An 18,921-nucleotide genomic window follows, 5' to 3' on the forward strand; every position below is an offset into this window, starting at 1 on the left:
CCTTTCCAACCTAAGGGTAAACATGGATAACATGATAAACCTCTGGCCGCTTCTGGGTATCGCGGCAATTATTGTGGGCTTTCTGCTGCGCTTTAATCCGGTACTGGTCGTTATTGTCGCCGGTTTTGTTACTGGCTTCGCCGCGTTTATGCCGCTGGGCGATATTCTGGAAAAACTGGGCGCAGGCTTTCTTAATACCCGCAACCTGCCGCTGATCCTGCTGCTGCCGCTGGCGGTCATTGGCCTGCTGGAACGACACGGCCTGAAAGAGCGCGCGCAGGCCTGGATCGCGCAGATCAAAACCGCGACCGCGGGTCGTCTGCTGATCGTCTACCTGTTTGTGCGCGAGATTACCGCCGCGCTGGGGCTGACCAGCCTCGGCGGGCATCCGCAGATGGTGCGTCCGCTGCTGGCGCCGATGGCGGAAGGGGCAACGGAGAATCGCTATGGCGACGTTTCGCCGGAGGTGCGCCATCGTCTGCGCGCCATGTCGGCCGCGACAGATAACGTCGGCCTGTTCTTCGGCGAGGATATTTTCGTCGCCTTTGGCGCGATTATCTTTATGCATAACTTTATGCTGGAGTCCGCCAACATCCATACCGAACCGCTACATATCGCAGTCTGGGGCATTCCGACCGCTATCGCCGCTTTTCTTATTCATTCGGTCCGTCTGGTTCGCCTGGACCGTCGGCTGGCGCGCGAACTCCATGCGCTGAACGGCGCGGCGCTGAAAGCCAAAGGAGGCCGCTGATGTTTCAACAACAGTATCTGATGTGGCTGGCGGGTATTATTTTGCTGGTGGTAGCGATGCTTTCCTGGCGCGACAGCCATAACCCGCGTCGCTTCACGACCGGTCTGTTCTGGGCGCTGTACGGCCTGGTCTTTCTGATCGGTGACTGGACGACGCGGTTAATGACGTCGCTGTCCGGCACGCCGGAGCTGGGCGCGCGCTATCTGCACATTAGCGTAGGCGTGCTGGTGGTGGTAATGGCGCTGATTGCCGGTTTCGGCGGCGTACGCCTGGGCCGTTACCATCAGCGCAGCGATGAGGAGAAGCAGGGCAGTGCGCGTCGTCTCGGCAACAGGCTGTTTCTGCCCGCGCTGGCGATCCCGCTGGTCACGGTGGCGGGCGTACTGGCGTTTAATCATATCCCTGGTTTGCAGGAGGCAGTATTTGGCGCGGGCAATCACGCGACGCTGGTGACGCTGTTCTCGATGATGATCGGCTGTCTGCTGGGCTGGCTGATTGCGCTGAAGATGACGCATGAGAAGCCGGTACAGTCAATGCAGGAGACGCGTCGTCTGCTGGATGCTATCGGCTGGGCCTTTATTTTGCCGCAAATTCTGGCCACGCTCGGCCTGCTGTTTACCAGCGCGGGCGTCGGCAGCGCGATTTCGCATCTGACCGAAAGTTATCTCGCCGTTGATAATCGCTTCGTCGCTGTAACGGTGTACGCCGTCGGCATGGCGCTGCTGACGATGGTCATGGGCAACGCCTTTGCCGCGTTCCCGATTATCACCGCAGGCGTCGGCATTCCCGTGCTGGTGCTGCAGCACCACGGCGATCCGGCGGTCATGGCGGCGATTGGTATGTTTTCTGGCTACTGCGGCACGCTGATGACGCCGATGGCGGCCAATTTCAACATTGTGCCCGCCGCGCTGCTGGAGCTGCCGGATCGCAATGCGGTGATTAAGGCTCAGGTTCCAACCGGTGTGCTACTGTTAATCGTTAACGTCTTTCTGCTCTATTTCTTAATGTTCCGGTGAGGTCTGGATGAAAAAGGTGCTGGTGACGGCGTTTGAACCTTTCGAGGGCGAAACGCTGAATCCTTCCTGGGAAGCGGTGCGCGCGCTGGATGGCAAGGCGATCGGCGGCGCGCGCATTGTGACACGTCAGCTGCCGGTGGTTTTCAGCGACGTGCTGGGCGTGCTCTATCGCGCAATGGATGAGATTCATCCTGATTTAATCCTGTCCGTTGGCCAGGCGGGCGGACGTAGCGACATCACCGTGGAGCGCATCGGCATCAACGTGGATGACGCGCGTATTGCCGATAACGCCGGGCAGCAGCCGGTTGACGAGCCGATTGTGGCAGGAGGACCGGCTGGGTATTTCTCTACGTTACCGATTAAAGCCATTGTCGCGGCGCTGCGCGCGGCAGGGATCCCCGCCTCGGTTTCGCAAACCGCTGGAACCTTTACCTGTAATCGCGTGATGTATGGCCTGTTGCATCGGCTGCATACTGAGGGCAATCGCGTGCGCGGCGGCTTTATCCATATTCCTTATCTGCCTGAGCAGGCCGTTCAGCATCCTGGCGCGCCCAGCATGGCGCGGGATAACGTCATACAGGCGCTGGAGATCGCGATTCGCGTTGCGCTGGAAACGGAAACGGATGTGAAAGTCGCCGGCGGCGCTACCCACTAAGAGGACGAGCATGCCAGAAGGACCGGAGATCCGCCGCGCGGCGGATCAGCTTGAGGAAGCCATTGTCGGTAAACCGTTGACGGACGTCTGGTTTGCCTTTCCTGAACTCAAAACCTATGAGCCTGCGCTGCTGGGCGAGCAGGTAAAGGCTATCGAAACGCGCGGTAAGGCGCTGCTGACGCATTTCACCAACGGGCTGACGCTCTACAGCCATAACCAGCTGTACGGCGTCTGGCGGGTGGTTGAGAGCGGCACGGTGCCGGAAACCCGTCGTCAGCTGCGCGTACGGCTGGCGGTGGCCGATCGTGCGATTCTGCTCTACAGCGCCTCCGATATTGAGCTGCTCAATGCCGAGTCGCTGGCGGCGCATCCCTTTTTAAATCGCGTCGGGCCGGATGTGCTGGATGCGAGCCTTGACGTCGCGACGGTGCGCGAGCGTCTGCTGTCGCCGCGCTTTCGGCGTCGCCAGTTCAGCGGGCTGCTGCTCGATCAGGCGTTTCTTGCGGGCTTAGGCAACTATCTGCGCGTGGAGATCCTGTGGCAGGCAGAGCTGCTGGCGCAGCATCGCGCGCAGGATTTGACGGATCGGCAGCTTGATGCGCTCAGCGAGGCGCTGCTGGCGATACCGCGGCACTCTTACCGCATGCGCGGCACCATGAAAAAGTACCATCACGGCGCGGCGTTTCGCTTCGAAGTGTTTCATCGGCAGGGCAAGAAGTGCCGCCGCTGCGGCGAGATTATCCAGAAGGGAACGCTGTCGTCACGACCGTTTTACTGGTGTCCAGGCTGCCAGCACTGAGATAAATCGGAGACGTTTTTTAATAAAAGACGGATCAAAAGCTTGAGGAGTGGGTAACCGGACCCGAGGAGCAAAGCGTCGCGCGCCAGGGATGGCGCGCGCCGAGCTGGCAAGGATGCCGTTTTTTGCGTTTTTGCGATCGGGTCCGGTTACCCGCGACTAGCATCTGTCTTTCAGACGATAAGTTTCAGCATTCATAAAAAAAGCGGAGATTTCTCTCCGCTCCCAGTCTGATATAGCGAGCCGACGCGGGTAACATAGCCCGATCGCAAAGTCGCTTTACGCATCCCTGCGCGCTCGGCCCACGCCATCCCTGGCGTGGGACGCTTTGCTCTTTGGTCTATGTTACCCGCTTTCCAAACTTTTGTGCGGCCTGAACAGAATCCGCTGCGTTTATTTCTTCAGCGCGGAAGTAAACTCGCGCTCGGTATAGCCGGTATAGAGCTGACGCGGACGGGCAATTTTCATGCCTTCGTCGTGCATCTCTTTCCAGTGCGCAATCCAGCCTACCGTACGCGCCATCGCGAAGATCACCGTGAACATGGAAGACGGAATACCCATCGCTTTCAGAATAATACCTGAGTAGAAATCGACGTTCGGGTAGAGTTTGCGCTCGATAAAGTACGGGTCGTTCAGCGCAATATGCTCCAGCTCCATGGCCACTTCCAGCAGGTCATCCTTCATGCCCAGCTCGTTCAGCACTTCATGGCAGGTCTCACGCATCACGGTTGCGCGCGGATCGTAGTTTTTGTAGACGCGGTGACCAAAGCCCATCAGGCGGAAAGAGTCGTTTTTGTCTTTCGCGCGGCGGACAAATTCCGGAATATGATCAACGGTGCTGATCTCTTCCAGCATACGCAGCGTCGCTTCGTTCGCGCCGCCGTGCGCCGGTCCCCACAGCGAGGCGATGCCCGCGGCGATACAGGCGAACGGGTTCGCGCCAGACGAGCCGGCGGTGCGCACGGTAGAGGTAGAGGCGTTCTGCTCATGGTCGGCGTGCAGGATCAGAATACGATCCATTGCGCGCTCCAGCACCGGGTTCACCTTGTACTCTTCGCACGGGGTGGCGAACATCATATGCAGGAAGTTACCGGCGTAAGAGAGGTCGTTACGCGGATAAACGAAAGGCTGGCCGATAGAATACTTGTAGCACATCGCGGCCATGGTCGGCATTTTCGACAGCAGACGGAACGCGGCGATTTCACGGTGACGCTCAATATTGACGTCCAGCGAATCGTGGTAGAACGCAGCCAGCGCGCCGGTCACGCCGCACATAACCGCCATCGGATGCGAATCGCGGCGGAAACCGTGGAACAGACGGGTAATCTGCTCATGGATCATGGTGTGGCGGGTAACGGTTTCACGAAATTCTTCATATTGCTGTTGGGTCGGCGCTTCGCCGTTCAGCAGGATATAACAGACTTCAAGATAGTTAGAGTGGGTCGCTAACTGATCGATAGGGAAGCCGCGATGCAGCAGGATGCCTTCATCGCCATCAATATAGGTGATTTTGGATTCGCAGGACGCTGTAGACGTGAAACCTGGATCGAAAGTAAAAAGACCTTTAGAACCCAGGGCGCGGACATCAACCACATCCTGGCCCAGCGTGCCCTTCAGCACGTCCAGCTCAAGAGGCGTTTCATCTTGTAGGGTTAGCGTCACTTTTTTATCTGTCATTTTCGTCTCCATAGCGCCTTATGTAAGTATGGATCTTAGACACCTGAAAAGCGGTCATGTTGCGGTCGCCGTTAACTTCACAATAACACTCTGCATAACAAGTCGGGTGCAGGGCACAGAGTGAGAGGCGTGTCCCGTCTGGGAGCGAAGCCGTCATGAGAATCTGCATATCGCGGTTGTTAAAGATCCGGTCTGGACATAACTTTCTGGTAATCAATAAGCTGCTGTTTTAGGGTGCTCACACCCAGAATGTTACATAACTTGTGCTTAGGGGAAAGTGTATCCCCATAACTTTTGTGCATCACTGGGGTTTTCTGCCCTAGTTTGTAACTGAATTGTTGAACTTTTGTCAAATCAGATAATTAAATTTGTATTAAATGTGAAATTCGTGAGTCCGATCACTGTTTCACGCAAATGTACCCAAAGAGATTGTAGGGTAATTGTAATAAGAATGTGATCGTCCTATACTGCCGCCAGGTCTCCGGAAACCCCCTGACACCAGGAGCCACCCAGCGTTTCTACCGCGTCAATTAACACTGGATGTTGCTGATTTGGTGACGGTTAAAGTCTGAACACACCTGTGATTCGACTCCGCCTCAGGGACCGGAGGAAGCAAAATAAAAAAGAGCTGTGTGGGCAAAACCGTGAAAAAACAAAGACCTGTCAACTTGGATCTCTCGACGATCCGGTTTCCCGTTACTGCAATATCGTCCATTCTCCACCGCGTATCCGGCGTCATTACCTTTGTGGCTCTCGGTATTCTGCTCTGGTTACTGGGTACGTCACTCTCTTCCCCGGAAGGTTTTCAGCACGCTGCTGCCATCATGGATAGCTTCTTTGTGAAGTTTATTCTGTGGGGCATTCTCACCGCGCTGGCATTCCATACGGTGGGCGGGATTCGTCATATGTTGATGGATTTTGGTTATCTTGCGGAGACGCTGGCTGTTGGCCGTCAGTCCGCATGGGTCACCTTTGGCATTACTGTCGTGCTTTCAATTTTGGCTGGAGTTCTCGTATGGTAAGCAATGCATCCGCGTTAGGCCGCAACGGCATTCAGGACTGGCTGCTGCTGCGCGCTTCGGCAATCCTCATTACGCTCTACATCCTCTATATTGTGGGCTTTATCGCCCTGACCGACACGCTGACCTATGACGTCTGGCGCGGCTTCTTCGCCTCGTCGTTCACCAAAGTCTTCACCCTGCTGACGCTGTTTTCCATTCTGATCCACGGCTGGATTGGAATGTGGCAAGTGCTGACCGACTACGTTAAGGGTCTGGCCGTCCGTCTGATTCTACAGCTGGCGATTGTGGTCGCGCTGTTGTCGTATGCAATTTATGGAACTGTTGTGGTGTGGGGTGTGTAAATGAGTTTGCCAGTCAGAGAATTTGATGCCGTGGTGATCGGCGCAGGCGGCGCAGGTATGCGCGCCGCACTGCAAATCTCCCAGTCGGGCCAGACCTGCGCCCTGTTATCAAAAGTTTTTCCGACCCGTTCCCACACCGTGTCTGCGCAGGGCGGTATTACCGTCGCCCTTGGCAACACCCATGAAGACAACTGGGAATGGCACATGTATGACACCGTCAAAGGGTCCGACTATATCGGCGACCAGGACGCGATTGAATACATGTGTAAAACCGGCCCGGAAGCGATTCTGGAACTGGAACATATGGGCCTGCCGTTCTCCCGTCTGGAAGATGGCCGCGTCTATCAGCGCCCGTTCGGCGGCCAGTCGAAAAATTTCGGCGGCGAGCAGGCTGCGCGTACCGCAGCGGCAGCGGACCGTACCGGCCACGCGCTGCTGCATACGCTCTATCAGCAAAACCTGAAGAACAAAACTACCATCTTCTCCGAATGGTATGCGCTCGATCTGGTGAAAAACGAAGAGGGCGCCATCGTCGGCTGTACCGCCATCTGTATTGAAACCGGCGAGACCGTCTACTTCAAAGCCAAAGCCACCATTCTGGCGACCGGCGGCGCGGGCCGTATTTATCAGTCCACCACCAACGCGCACATCAATACCGGCGACGGCGTCGGCATGGCGCTGCGCGCGGGCGTGCCGGTGCAGGATATGGAGATGTGGCAGTTCCACCCGACCGGTATCGCGGGTGCGGGCGTGCTGGTAACGGAAGGCTGCCGCGGCGAAGGCGGCTATCTGCTTAATAAACACGGCGAACGCTTTATGGAGCGTTATGCGCCGAACGCCAAAGACCTGGCGGGCCGCGACGTGGTCGCGCGTTCGATGATGATCGAAATCCGTGAAGGTCGCGGCTGCGACGGTCCGTGGGGACCGCATATCAAGCTGAAACTCGACCATCTGGGCGCGGACGTCCTGGAATCCCGCCTGCCGGGCATCCTGGAGCTGTCGCGCACCTTTGCTCACGCCGATCCGGTGAAAGAGCCTATCCCGGTGATCCCAACCTGCCACTATATGATGGGCGGCATCCCCACGAAAGTGACCGGGCAGGCGCTGCGCGTAAATGCGCAGGGCGAAGATGAAGTTATCCCCGGCCTGTTCGCCGTTGGCGAAATCGCCTGCGTATCGGTTCACGGCGCTAACCGTCTCGGCGGCAACTCGCTGCTGGACCTGGTGGTATTCGGCCGCGCGGCGGGCGTGCATCTGATGGAGTGTATTGAACAGCAGGGTCCGCTGCGCGATGCCACTCAGGAAAATATTGATGCCGCCATGGCGCGCTTCAACCGCTGGGAAAACAACACCACCGGCGAAGATCCGGTAGAAATTCGTAAGGCGCTACAGCGCTGCATGCAGAATAACTTCTCAGTATTCCGCGAAGGCGATGCGATGAAGCAGGGTCTGGAAGAGCTGAAACAGATTCGCGAGCGTCTGAAATCAGCCCGTCTGGATGACCGTTCACCGGACTTCAATACCCAGCGTATTGAGTGCCTGGAGCTGGATAACCTGATGGAAACGGCTTACGCCACGGCGGTTGCGGCGAACTTCCGCACCGAAAGCCGCGGCGCGCACAGTCGATTCGACTTCCCGGATCGCGATGATGAAAACTGGTTGTGCCACAGTCTCTACGTCCCCGAAACCGAGAGCATGACGCGCCGTGAGGTGAACATGCAGCCGAAACTGCGCGCGGCCTTCCCGCCGAAAGTGCGTACCTACTAATAGCGGAGACGATCATGAGACTCGAGTTTTCCATTTATCGCTACAATCCTGAGGTTGACGCCGCGCCGCGCATGCAGGATTACACCCTGGAATCCGAAGACGGTCGCGATATGATGCTGCTGGACGCGCTCATCCGTCTGAAAGAGAAGGACCCTACGCTGGCGTTTCGTCGCTCCTGCCGTGAAGGCGTCTGCGGCTCTGACGGCCTGAACATGAACGGCAAAAACGGCCTGGCGTGCATCACGCCGGTCTCCGCGCTGGGCAACGGCAAGCAGAAGATCGTGATCCGTCCGCTGCCGGGCCTGCCGGTTGTTCGCGACCTGGTTGTGGACATGGGGCAATTCTATGCGCAGTATGAGAAGATTAAGCCTTACCTGTTGAATAATGGGCAGAATCCCCCAGCACGCGAACATCTGCAATCGCCGGCTGAGCGTGAGCATCTGGACGGCCTGTATGAGTGTATTCTCTGCGCCTGCTGCTCCACGTCCTGTCCGTCGTTCTGGTGGAACCCGGACAAGTTCGTGGGGCCTGCCGGTCTGCTGGCTGCCTATCGCTTCCTGATTGACAGTCGCGACACGGAAACCGAGGCGCGTCTGGATAATCTGAATGATGCTTTCAGCGTTTTCCGCTGTCACAGCATTATGAACTGTGTGAGCGTGTGTCCGAAAGGACTGAACCCGACGCGCGCCATCGGCCATATCAAGTCGATGCTGCTGCAACGGGGCGCGTAAACCTTTTTCGTCCGGGAACCTCAGGTTCCCGGCGTTTTACGGAAGCCTTGCTAAGCGCGGCGGAGCCACGCTTAGCAAGGTTCCCTTACGGGCAGGGCGCGTGTGAGCGCACAGGCTCGTATCGCTGAACTCACTACGGCAAACCGCGAAAGCGGCAACAAATGAAACCTCAAAAAAGCATAGTAATGCTTAAGGGATCACAATGCAGAACAGCGCGATGAAGCCCTGGCTGGACTCCTCCTGGCTGGCCGGCGCGAACCAGTCTTACATAGAGCAACTCTATGAGGATTTCCTGACCGATCCGGACTCTGTCGATGCAGTGTGGCGCACGATGTTCCAACAGCTGCCGGGCACCGGCGTGAAGCCTGAACAGTTTCACTCCACGACACGCGAATACTTCCGTCGCCTGGCGAAAGATGCAACTCGTTACACCTCCACCGTTTCCGACCCGGCCGCTAATTCCAGGCAGGTTAAAGTCCTGCAACTGATTAACGCCTTCCGCTTTCGCGGTCATCAGCATGCTAATCTCGACCCGCTTGGACTGTGGAAGCAGGATCGCGTCGCTGACCTCGATCCGGCCTTTCACGATCTGACCGACGCCGATTTTCAGGAAAGCTTTAACGTAGGTTCTTTCGCCATCGGCAAAGAGACCATGAAGCTGGCCGATCTCTATGATGCCTTGCAGCAGACCTATTGCGGCTCTATCGGTGCAGAGTACATGCACATCAACAACACCGAAGAGAAGCGCTGGATCCAGCAGCGTCTGGAATCGGTTGCAGGCCGCGCTACATTCAGCAGCGAAGAGAAAAAAGGTTTCCTGAAAGAGCTGACGGCGGCAGAAGGGCTGGAAAAATACCTGGGCGCGAAATTCCCCGGCGCGAAACGCTTCTCGCTGGAAGGGGGCGATGCATTGATCCCCATGCTGCGCGAAATGATCCGTCATGCAGGCAAAAGCGGCACGCGCGAAGTGGTGCTGGGTATGGCGCACCGCGGTCGTCTGAACGTGCTGATCAACGTACTGGGTAAAAAGCCGCAGGATCTCTTCGACGAGTTTTCCGGCAAGCACAAAGATCACCTCGGCACCGGCGACGTGAAATACCATATGGGCTTCTCGTCCGATGTCGAAACCGAGGGCGGCCTGGTGCATCTGGCGCTGGCCTTTAACCCCTCTCACCTGGAAATCGTTAGCCCGGTGGTCATGGGATCGGTGCGCGCGCGCCTCGATCGTCTCGACTCGCCAGGCAGCAACCAGGTTCTGCCGATCACCATCCACGGCGACGCCGCGGTTATCGGCCAGGGCGTGGTGCAGGAAACGCTGAACATGTCGCAGGCGCGCGGCTATGAAGTCGGCGGCACCGTGCGTATCGTTATCAATAACCAGGTGGGCTTTACCACGTCGAACCCGCGCGATGCGCGTTCAACGCCGTACTGTACCGACATCGGCAAAATGGTGCTGGCGCCGATTTTCCACGTCAACGCCGACGATCCGGAAGCCGTGGCCTTTGTGACTCGCCTGGCGCTGGATTATCGCAACACCTTTAAGCGCGACGTCTTTATCGACCTGGTTTGCTATCGTCGTCATGGCCACAACGAGGCCGACGAGCCGAGCGCAACCCAGCCGCTGATGTACCAGAAAATCAAAAAGCACCCGACGCCGCGTAAGCTTTACGCCGATCGTCTGGCGGCGGAGGGTTCCGCCAGCGCGGAAGACGCCACCGAAATGGTGAACCTCTATCGCGATGCGCTGGACGCGGGCGAATGCGTGGTGCCGGAATGGCGTCCGATGAGCCTGCACTCTTTTACCTGGTCGCCTTATCTCAACCATGAGTGGGATGAGAGCTATCCGGCCACCGTCGATCCAAAACGACTGCAAGAGCTGGCGCGTCGCATTAGCCAGATCCCGGAAGCGGTTGAGGTGCAGGCGCGCGTGGCGAAGATTTACAACGACCGCAAAGAGATGGCGGAAGGCAACAAGCCTTTCGACTGGGGCGGCGCGGAAAACCTGGCCTATGCCACGCTGGTGGATGAGGGCATCCCGGTGCGTCTCTCCGGCGAAGACTCAGGTCGCGGCACCTTCTTCCATCGCCATGCGGTGATCCACAACCAGTCTAACGGCTCGACCTATACGCCGCTGCACCATATCCATAATGGCCAGGGACAGTTCAAGGTGTGGGACTCGGTGCTGTCCGAAGAGGCGGTGCTGGCGTTTGAATACGGCTACGCTACCGCTGAGCCGCGCACCCTGACTATCTGGGAAGCGCAGTTTGGCGACTTCGCCAACGGCGCGCAGGTGGTTATTGACCAGTTCATCAGCTCCGGCGAGCAGAAGTGGGGCCGCATGTGTGGTCTGGTGATGCTGCTGCCGCACGGCTACGAAGGTCAGGGGCCGGAACACTCCTCGGCGCGTCTTGAGCGTTATCTGCAACTCTGCGCTGAGCAGAATATGCAGGTATGCGTGCCTTCGACGCCTGCACAGGTTTACCACATGCTGCGTCGTCAGGCGCTGCGCGGTATGCGCCGTCCGCTGGTGGTGATGTCGCCGAAATCGCTGCTGCGTCACCCGCTGGCTATTTCCTCGCTGGACGAGCTGGCTAACGGCAGCTTCCAGCCGGCTATCGGCGAAATCGACGCGCTCGATCCGCAGCAGGTGAAACGCGTGGTGCTCTGTTCCGGTAAGGTTTACTACGATCTGCTTGAGCAGCGCCGCAAAAACGAGCAGACCGATGTCGCCATCGTGCGTATCGAGCAGCTCTATCCGTTCCCGCATAAAGCGGTGCAGGATGCCCTGAAAGATTATGCCCATGTGCAGGATTTCGTCTGGTGTCAGGAAGAGCCGCTGAATCAGGGCGCATGGTATTGTAGCCAGCATCACTTCCGCGAAGTGGTTCCGTTTGGCGCCTCGCTGCGCTATGCGGGCCGTCCGGCTTCCGCTTCACCGGCAGTGGGCTATATGTCCGTACATCAACAACAGCAGCAAGACCTGGTTAATGACGCGCTGAACCTTGGTTAATTTAAAAGGAAAGATAATGAGTAGCGTAGATATTCTCGTTCCCGACCTGCCTGAATCCGTTGCCGATGCCACCGTGGCAACCTGGCACAAAAAACCAGGCGATGCGGTAAGCCGCGATGAAGTGCTGGTAGAGATCGAAACTGACAAAGTGGTGCTGGAAGTACCGGCTCAGGCTGATGGCGTACTGGAAGCCGTGCTGGAAGACGAAGGGGCGACCGTCACCTCGCGTCAGATTCTGGGACGACTGAAAGAGGGCAACAGCGCGGGCAAAGAAACCAGTGCGAAAGTGGACACCAAAGAGTCGACGCCAGCACAGCGCCAGACCGCGTCGCTGGAAGAAGAGAGCAACGACGCGCTCAGCCCGGCCATTCGTCGCCTGATCGCCGAGCACGATCTGGACGCGTCGCAGATTAAAGGCAGCGGCGTGGGCGGACGTATCACGCGCGAAGATGTTGAGAAACATCTGGCGAACAAACCCGCCGCCGCGAAAGCCGCGCCGGCCGCTGCTGAAGCCGCGCCGCAGCCCGCCGTGGCTAACCGCAGCGAAAAACGCGTGCCGATGACCCGTCTGCGCAAGCGCGTGGCCGAGCGTCTGCTGGAAGCGAAAAACAGCACTGCGATGCTGACCACCTTCAACGAAGTGAACATGAAGCCGATCATGGATCTGCGCAAGCAGTACGGCGAATCCTTCGAGAAGCGTCACGGCGTGCGTCTGGGCTTTATGTCCTTCTATCTCAAAGCCGTGGTGGAAGCGCTGAAGCGTTTCCCGGAAGTGAATGCCTCTATCGACGGCGAAGATGTGGTTTACCACAACTACTTCGACGTCAGCATTGCCGTCTCTACGCCGCGCGGTCTGGTGACCCCGGTGCTGAAAGATGTTGATGCGCTGAGCATGGCGGACATCGAGAAGAAAATTAAAGAGCTGGCGATCAAAGGTCGCGACGGCAAGCTGACGGTTGATGAGCTGACCGGCGGCAACTTCACGATTACCAACGGCGGCGTTTTCGGCTCGCTGATGTCGACGCCGATTATCAACCCGCCGCAGAGCGCCATCCTGGGCATGCACGCCATTAAAGACCGTCCGATGGCGGTCAATGGTCAGGTTGTGGTGCTGCCGATGATGTATCTGGCGCTCTCCTACGATCACCGTCTGATCGATGGCCGTGAATCGGTCGGCTATCTGGTGGCGGTGAAAGAGTTGCTGGAAGATCCGGCGCGTCTGCTGCTGGACGTCTGATTTTTGCCGGGCGCGCCAGCCTCACGCGCGCCCAACCTTATTAATCTTTTCAGACCTGAATGGATAGAACATCATGAACTTACACGAATACCAGGCGAAACAGCTGTTTGCACGGTATGGTATGCCGGCACCCACTGGCTACGCCTGTACTACGCCACGCGAAGCGGAAGAAGCGGCCTCTAAAATTGGCGCAGGCCCGTGGGTAGTAAAATGTCAGGTTCATGCCGGTGGACGCGGTAAAGCGGGCGGCGTGAAAGTGGTTAACAGCAAGGAAGAGATTCGCGCTTTCGCTGAGCACTGGCTGGGCAAACGCCTGGTGACTTATCAAACTGACGCCGAAGGCCAGCCGGTTAACCAGATTCTGGTTGAAGCCGCGACCGACATCGATCAGGAACTCTATCTGGGCGCGGTGGTTGATCGCGCGACCCGTCGCGTGGTCTTTATGGCCTCTACCGAAGGCGGCGTTGAGATCGAGAAAGTCGCGGAAGAGACACCGCACCTGATCCACAAAATGGCGCTCGATCCGCTGGCTGGTCCGCAGCCTTATCAGGGCCGCGAACTGGCGTTCAAACTGGGCCTGACCGGCAAGCAAGTTAGCCAGTTCACGAAAATCTTTATGGGCCTGGCGACCATGTTCCTGGAGCGCGATCTGGCGCTGGTTGAGATCAACCCGCTGGTCATCACCAAACAGGGCGATCTGGTCTGCCTCGACGGCAAGCTGGGCGTGGACAGCAATGCGCTGTTCCGTCAGCCGGAGCTGCGTGAAATGCGCGATCCGAGCCAGGAAGATCCGCGCGAAGCGCACGCCACGCAGTGGGAACTGAACTACGTCGCGCTGGAAGGCAACATCGGCTGTATGGTCAACGGCGCAGGTCTGGCGATGGGCACCATGGACATCGTGAAGCACCACGGCGGCCAGCCGGCTAACTTCCTTGACGTAGGCGGCGGCGCGACCAAAGAGCGCGTAACCGAAGCCTTTAAAATCATTCTCTCCGACGACGCGGTAAAAGCGGTATTCGTGAACATCTTCGGCGGCATTGTGCGCTGTGACCTGATTGCCGACGGCATCATCGGCGCGGTGGCGGAAGTGGGCGTCAACGTACCGGTAGTGGTACGTCTGGAAGGTAACAACGCTGAGCTGGGCGCGCAGAAACTGGCGGACAGCGGACTGAACATCATTGCAGCAACCAGCCTGACAGACGCGGCACAGCGCGTCGTTGCGGCTGCGGAGGGGAAATAATGTCTATTCTGATCGACAAAAACACTAAAGTGATTTGCCAGGGTTTCACTGGCGGTCAGGGTACGTTCCATTCTGAGCAGGCGCTGGCATATGGCACGCAGCTGGTTGGCGGCGTAACGCCGGGCAAAGGCGGCACCACGCATCTCGGCCTGCCGGTGTTCAACACCGTGCGCGAAGCGGTCGAAGCCACCGGCGCCACCGCAACGGTAATCTACGTTCCGGCTCCGTTCTGCAAAGACGGTATTCTGGAAGCGATCGACGCGGGCATCAAACTGATCATCACCATCACCGAAGGCATCCCGACGCTGGATATGCTGACGGTGAAAATGAAGCTGGACGAAGCGGGCGTGCGCATGATCGGCCCGAACTGTCCGGGCGTGATCACCCCAGGCGAATGCAAAATCGGCATCATGCCGGGCCACATTCACCAGCCAGGCCGCGTTGGCATCGTGTCGCGTTCAGGCACCCTGACCTATGAAGCCGTTAAGCAGACCACGGACATTGGCTACGGCCAGTCTACCTGCGTGGGCATCGGCGGCGACCCGATCCCTGGCTCTAACTTCATCGACATTCTGAAAATGTTCCAGGATGACCCGCAGACCGAAGCGATTGTGATGATCGGTGAAATCGGCGGCAGCGCGGAAGAAGAGGCGGCGGCCTTCATTAAAGAGCACGTGACCAAACCGGTTGTGGGCTACATCGCCGGAGTGACCGCGCCGAAAGGCAAGCGTATGGGCCACGCGGGCGCCATCATTGCCGGTGGCAAAGGCACGGCGGACGAGAAGTTTGCTGCGCTGGAAGCCGCAGGCGTCAAAACCGTTCGCAGCCTCGCGGACATCGGCGACGCGGTAAAAGCGGTACTGCCGGCAAAATAAGTCAGCGCGGCTGATCTGTCAGGCCACCTGTTGAGGTGGCCTTTTTTTTACTGTGGCCAGGCAAAGTGAACAGAGAATTAGCATTTTTGAAATAAGAAAAAAACAATTCTGGTTTAAATAATGAGTTCCCCGCTGGACCCAGAGTTAATAAATAACAGCACAAGTAAGTCTTTTTTTTATTTTTGCTATTTGTGCGTGACAAATAATTAACAACCATCTCAACCATACATATCTCTAAATTTAAAGCGTTAATCCAGATCAAAAATCATCGATATTTAACAAACTTTACCGCTGGCAAAGCGCAAGCCAACCGGTTTAAATTGCGCTGCATCAATTCAGTCGTTTCCAGTAAGATTCAGGCGTTTGTGCCAGGCATTTATCAGCGCTGTCGGCACCTTCTTTGTCATACCTGCCTGAAAGGACTGAAGTGAAGATTTTAGGGAATGTTCACCACTGTTACTCGCTCATTTCGGGCCGTGGATAACGCTAATCCGTCGGTAACAAAAAACTGGAATCAATAATTAGCCGTTCCTGAATCTTATTCTGCGCATCAATGCCTGCTGTTTGCCGTTGTTATTCGCAGAAAATATTCATGCGAGGAGCAAGGAGTCACTATGTTAGATATCGTCGAGCTGTCGCGTTTACAGTTTGCCTTGACGGCGATGTACCATTTTCTGTTTGTCCCGCTAACGCTGGGTATGGCGTTTTTGCTGGCAATCATGGAAACGGTCTACGTCCTGAGTGGTAAACAAATTTATAAAGACATGACCAAATTCTGGGGCAAGTTATTCGGAATTAACTTTGCGCTGGGCGTGGCCACCGGGCTGACCATGGAGTTTCAGTTCGGCACCAACTGGTCCTATTACTCTCACTACGTCGGCGACATCTTTGGTGCGCCGCTGGCTATCGAAGGCCTGATGGCGTTCTTCCTGGAGTCGACCTTTGTCGGTCTGTTCTTCTTTGGCTGGGATCGCCTGAGCAAAAAGCAGCACCTGGCGGTGACCTGGCTGGTAGCGCTAGGCTCTAACCTCTCCGCGCTGTGGATTCTGGTCGCGAACGGCTGGATGCAAAACCCTATCGCCTCTGAATTTAACTATGAAACCATGCGTATGGAGATGCTGAGCTTCTCGGAGCTGGTGCTGAATCCTGTCGCCCAGGTGAAATTCGTTCACACCGTGGCGGCGGGCTACACCACCGGCGCCATGTTCATCCTCGGCATCAGCGCCTGGTATTTGCTGAAAGGCCGCGACATCGCCTTTGCTAAACGCTCCTTCGCCATCGCGGCGAGCTTCGGCATGGCGGCGGTGCTGTCGGTCATCGTGCTCGGCGATGAGTCAGGTTACGAAATGGGCGACGTGCAGAAAACCAAACTGGCGGCCATTGAAGCAGAGTGGGATACCCAGCCTGCGCCTGCGGCCTTTACGCTATTTGGCTTGCCCGATCAGGATAAACAGGAAAATAGCAGCGCGGTGCAGATCCCTGCGCTGCTGGGCTTGATCGCCACGCGCTCGATCGATACGCCGGTAACCGGACTGAAAGATCTGATGGCTCAGCATGAAGTCCGTATCCGCAACGGTATGAAAGCCTACACGCTGCTCAATGAGCTGCGCAGCGGCAGTCACGATCCGGCAGTACGCGAAGCCTTTAACCAGCATAAACAGGATCTGGGGTACGGTCTGCTGCTGAAGCGCTACACGCCAGACGTGGCGAATGCCAGCGAAGCCCAGATCCAGCAGGCGGTGAAAGACTCCATTCCACGCGTCGCGCCGCTCTATTTCGCCTTCCGTATTATGGTGCTGGCCGGCGTCCTGCTGCTGGGCATTATCACCTTCTCCTTCTGGAGCGTAATCCGTAACCGCGTCGGTCAACATCGCTGGCTGCTGAAAGCCGCGCTGTACGGCATTCCGCTGCCGTGGATCGCCGTAGAGGCGGGCTGGTTTGTGGCGGAATATGGCCGTCAGCCATGGGCGATCGGCGAGGTGCTGCCGACCTCGGTGGCCAACTCCTCGCTGACCGTGGGCGATCTGCTGTTCTCCATGCTGCTGATCTGCGGTCTCTATACGCTGTTCCTCGTGGCGGAGATGTATCTGATGTTCAAATTTGCCCGTCTCGGTCCGAGCAGTCTGAAAACCGGACGTTATCACCATGAGCAGGTCGCGACAGCGGCTGAGCCGGTACGCGGATAAGGAGAGCAACGATGTTTGATTATGAAGTTTTGCGCTTTGTCTGGTGGCTGCTGATTGGCATTTTGCTGGTGGGTTTCGCGATTGCCGACGGCCTGGATATGGGCGTAGGGATGTTGACGCGTTTTATGGGACGCAGCGACACCGAGCGTCGCATTCTGATCAACAGCATCGCGCCGCACTGGGACGGCAATCAGGTCTGGCTGATCACCGCAGGCGGCGCGCTGTTCGCGGCCTGGCCAATGGTCTACGCCGCGGCCTTTTCCGGTTTCTATGTGGCGATGATTCTGGTGCTGGCATCGCTGTTTTTTCGTCCGGTAGGATTCGATTATCGTTCTAAAATTGAAGATATGCGCTGGCGCGGCATGTGGGACTGGGGCATTTTCCTCGGCAGCTTTGTGCCGCCGCTGGTGATAGGCGTGGCGTTCGGCAACCTGCTACAGGGCGTGCCGTTCCATGCCGATGATTTCCTGCGCCTTGAGTACACCGGCAACTTTTTCCAGCTGCTGAACCCGTTTGCTCTGCTGGCGGGCGTGATTAGCGTGGCGATGATCCTGACGCAGGGAGCGACCTATCTCCAGATGCGCACCAGCGGCGAACTGCACCTGCGTTCACGCGCGGTGTCGCAGGTGGCGGCGCTGGTTATGATGCTGTGCTTCGTGCTGGCGGGCGTCTGGGTAAAATACGGCATCGATGGCTATGTGATCACCAGCGCTATCGATCATCACGCGGCGTCGAACCCGCTGGGCAAAACCGTCGTGCGTGAAGCCGGCGCCTGGCTGGCGAACTTCAATGCCATGCCTGCGCTGTGGCTCTTCCCGCTGCTGGGCGTGGCGCTGCCGCTGCTGACGGTGCTGTTCTCACGCTGCGAGAAGGGCGGTCTGGCGTTTGTCAGCTCGTCGCTGACGCTGGCGTGCGTGATTATGACCGCAGGCATTGCGCTGTTTCCCTTTATCATGCCGTCGAGCATTGAACCCGGCATGAGCCTGACGATGTGGGATTCCACTTCAAGCCTGCGCACGCTAACGGTGATGACCTTTGCGGCTATGGTTTTCGTGCCGATCATTCTGGCGTACACCAGCTGGTGTTACTACAAAATGTATGGCCGCATCACCAAAGAAGATATTGAGCGCAACACGCACTCACTTTACTGATTAAGGAGACGACGCATGTGGTATTTTGCCTGGATTCTCGGCACTCTGCTGGCCTGTGCTTTTGGCGTCATCACCGCGCTGGCGATTGAACACGCGGAAGACAGCGCTGCTCAGGACGAGCGTGCGTGATGCGCAAGTTTATTCGGACGGCCTATCGTCTGATGAACAAAGGGCCTTTGCGGGCCCTTTCGCTCATTCTCGCGCTTATCGTCGCCGGCTGTTTATTCTGGGACCCGTCGCGCTACGCCGCGCACACCAGCACTCTGTCAGTGTGGCAGGGCATCCTGGTGATCTGGGCCGTATGCGCCGGCGTGATCCACGGCGTAGGCTTTCAGCTGCGCCGCACGCGCTGGATGGCGTTCTTTGCGCCGCTGCTGGCTCAGATTGCGCTGCTGTTTGGTCTCTACTGGTTCTGGCGTTAGCGCGCTGTGACCGTCGCTGGCGGTGGAGTAGTGTCAGCGAC

The 18,921-nt window shown here is 57.5% G+C and carries 17 protein-coding genes; 16 read left to right on the forward strand and 1 reads right to left on the reverse strand.

Translation table 11 applies throughout. The features are described from left to right. The first annotated feature begins 22 nt into the window (after positions 1-22). From BBB56_RS04455 to nei, 4 genes are read left to right on the forward strand one after another with little or no spacing between them, the layout of a single operon-like run. Positions 23-751, forward strand: a complete 729-nt coding sequence (locus tag BBB56_RS04455; RefSeq protein WP_123799165.1) for a DUF969 domain-containing protein — start codon at positions 23-25, stop codon at positions 749-751. Further along, the gene (locus BBB56_RS04460; RefSeq protein WP_199756194.1) at positions 748-1,767 is read left to right on the forward strand and encodes a DUF979 domain-containing protein; all 1,020 of its coding nucleotides are present in this window, start codon (positions 748-750) and stop codon (positions 1,765-1,767) included. Before BBB56_RS04455 ends, BBB56_RS04460 begins: the two co-directional genes overlap by 4 nt. 7 nt (positions 1,768-1,774) lie before the next feature. Then, complete coding sequence (gene pcp, locus BBB56_RS04465) at positions 1,775-2,422, forward strand: pyroglutamyl-peptidase I (RefSeq protein WP_123799169.1); 648 nt, start codon at positions 1,775-1,777, stop codon at positions 2,420-2,422. A gap of 10 nt (positions 2,423-2,432) precedes the next feature. Further along, the gene (gene nei, locus BBB56_RS04470; RefSeq protein WP_123799171.1) at positions 2,433-3,221 is read left to right on the forward strand and encodes an endonuclease VIII; all 789 of its coding nucleotides are present in this window, start codon (positions 2,433-2,435) and stop codon (positions 3,219-3,221) included. Between the two features lie 393 nt (positions 3,222-3,614). Here nei and BBB56_RS04475 read toward each other — a convergent pair whose 3' ends face one another. Beyond that, positions 3,615-4,898, reverse strand: a complete 1,284-nt coding sequence (locus tag BBB56_RS04475; protein WP_123799173.1) for a citrate synthase — start codon at positions 4,896-4,898, stop codon at positions 3,615-3,617. Positions 4,899-5,530: 632 nt separating this feature from the next. Here BBB56_RS04475 and sdhC point away from each other — a divergent pair. The 12 genes from sdhC to ybgE all read left to right on the forward strand — a co-directional run bounded on the left by sdhC (position 5,531) and on the right by ybgE (position 18,880). Beyond that, positions 5,531-5,920: a succinate dehydrogenase cytochrome b556 subunit gene (gene sdhC, locus BBB56_RS04480; RefSeq protein WP_123799175.1), complete on the forward strand. Its 390-nt coding sequence runs from the start codon at positions 5,531-5,533 to the stop codon at positions 5,918-5,920. Continuing rightward, the gene (sdhD, locus tag BBB56_RS04485; protein ID WP_123799177.1) at positions 5,914-6,261 is read left to right on the forward strand and encodes a succinate dehydrogenase membrane anchor subunit; all 348 of its coding nucleotides are present in this window, start codon (positions 5,914-5,916) and stop codon (positions 6,259-6,261) included. The genes sdhC and sdhD overlap by 7 nt, the downstream gene beginning before the upstream one ends. Next, positions 6,262-8,028: a succinate dehydrogenase flavoprotein subunit gene (sdhA, locus tag BBB56_RS04490; RefSeq protein WP_123799179.1), complete on the forward strand. Its 1,767-nt coding sequence runs from the start codon at positions 6,262-6,264 to the stop codon at positions 8,026-8,028. Positions 8,029-8,042: 14 nt separating this feature from the next. Next, positions 8,043-8,759 carry a succinate dehydrogenase iron-sulfur subunit gene (locus BBB56_RS04495; protein ID WP_123799181.1) on the forward strand — a complete coding sequence of 239 codons (717 nt, stop codon included), beginning with the start codon at positions 8,043-8,045 and terminating at the stop codon, positions 8,757-8,759. Positions 8,760-8,961: 202 nt separating this feature from the next. After that, complete coding sequence (sucA, locus tag BBB56_RS04500; RefSeq protein WP_123799183.1) at positions 8,962-11,769, forward strand: 2-oxoglutarate dehydrogenase E1 component; 2,808 nt, start codon at positions 8,962-8,964, stop codon at positions 11,767-11,769. Positions 11,770-11,785: 16 nt separating this feature from the next. Then, positions 11,786-13,006, forward strand: coding sequence for a 2-oxoglutarate dehydrogenase complex dihydrolipoyllysine-residue succinyltransferase (gene odhB / locus BBB56_RS04505; RefSeq protein WP_123799184.1), 1,221 nt, complete (start codon positions 11,786-11,788; stop codon positions 13,004-13,006). A 73-nt stretch (positions 13,007-13,079) separates the two neighbouring features. After that, entirely contained in the window at positions 13,080-14,246 is a 1,167-nt protein-coding gene (gene sucC, locus BBB56_RS04510) for an ADP-forming succinate--CoA ligase subunit beta (RefSeq protein WP_123799186.1), read from the forward strand. Beyond that, positions 14,246-15,121, forward strand: a complete 876-nt coding sequence (gene sucD, locus BBB56_RS04515) for a succinate--CoA ligase subunit alpha (RefSeq protein WP_013025067.1) — start codon at positions 14,246-14,248, stop codon at positions 15,119-15,121. Before sucC ends, sucD begins: the two co-directional genes overlap by 1 nt. Before the next feature lie 614 nt (positions 15,122-15,735). Continuing rightward, a complete protein-coding gene (gene cydA, locus BBB56_RS04520; RefSeq protein ID WP_123799188.1) occupies positions 15,736-17,307 on the forward strand; it encodes a cytochrome ubiquinol oxidase subunit I in 1,572 nt (523 codons plus the stop codon). 11 nt (positions 17,308-17,318) lie between these two features. Then, positions 17,319-18,458: a cytochrome d ubiquinol oxidase subunit II gene (gene cydB, locus BBB56_RS04525; protein ID WP_123799191.1), complete on the forward strand. Its 1,140-nt coding sequence runs from the start codon at positions 17,319-17,321 to the stop codon at positions 18,456-18,458. A gap of 15 nt (positions 18,459-18,473) precedes the next feature. Then, on the forward strand, positions 18,474-18,587 hold the full coding sequence (gene cydX, locus BBB56_RS04530; protein WP_123799194.1) for a cytochrome bd-I oxidase subunit CydX: 114 nt from the start codon (positions 18,474-18,476) through the stop codon (positions 18,585-18,587). After that, positions 18,587-18,880 (forward strand): cyd operon protein YbgE, encoded by a 294-nt coding sequence (gene ybgE / locus BBB56_RS04535; protein WP_123799196.1) that lies wholly within the window; start codon positions 18,587-18,589, stop codon positions 18,878-18,880. Before cydX ends, ybgE begins: the two co-directional genes overlap by 1 nt. The last annotated feature ends 41 nt before the right edge of the window (positions 18,881-18,921 follow it).

Source organism: Candidatus Pantoea deserta, assembly GCF_003813865.1.
GTDB lineage: Bacteria > Pseudomonadota > Gammaproteobacteria > Enterobacterales > Enterobacteriaceae > Pantoea > Pantoea deserta.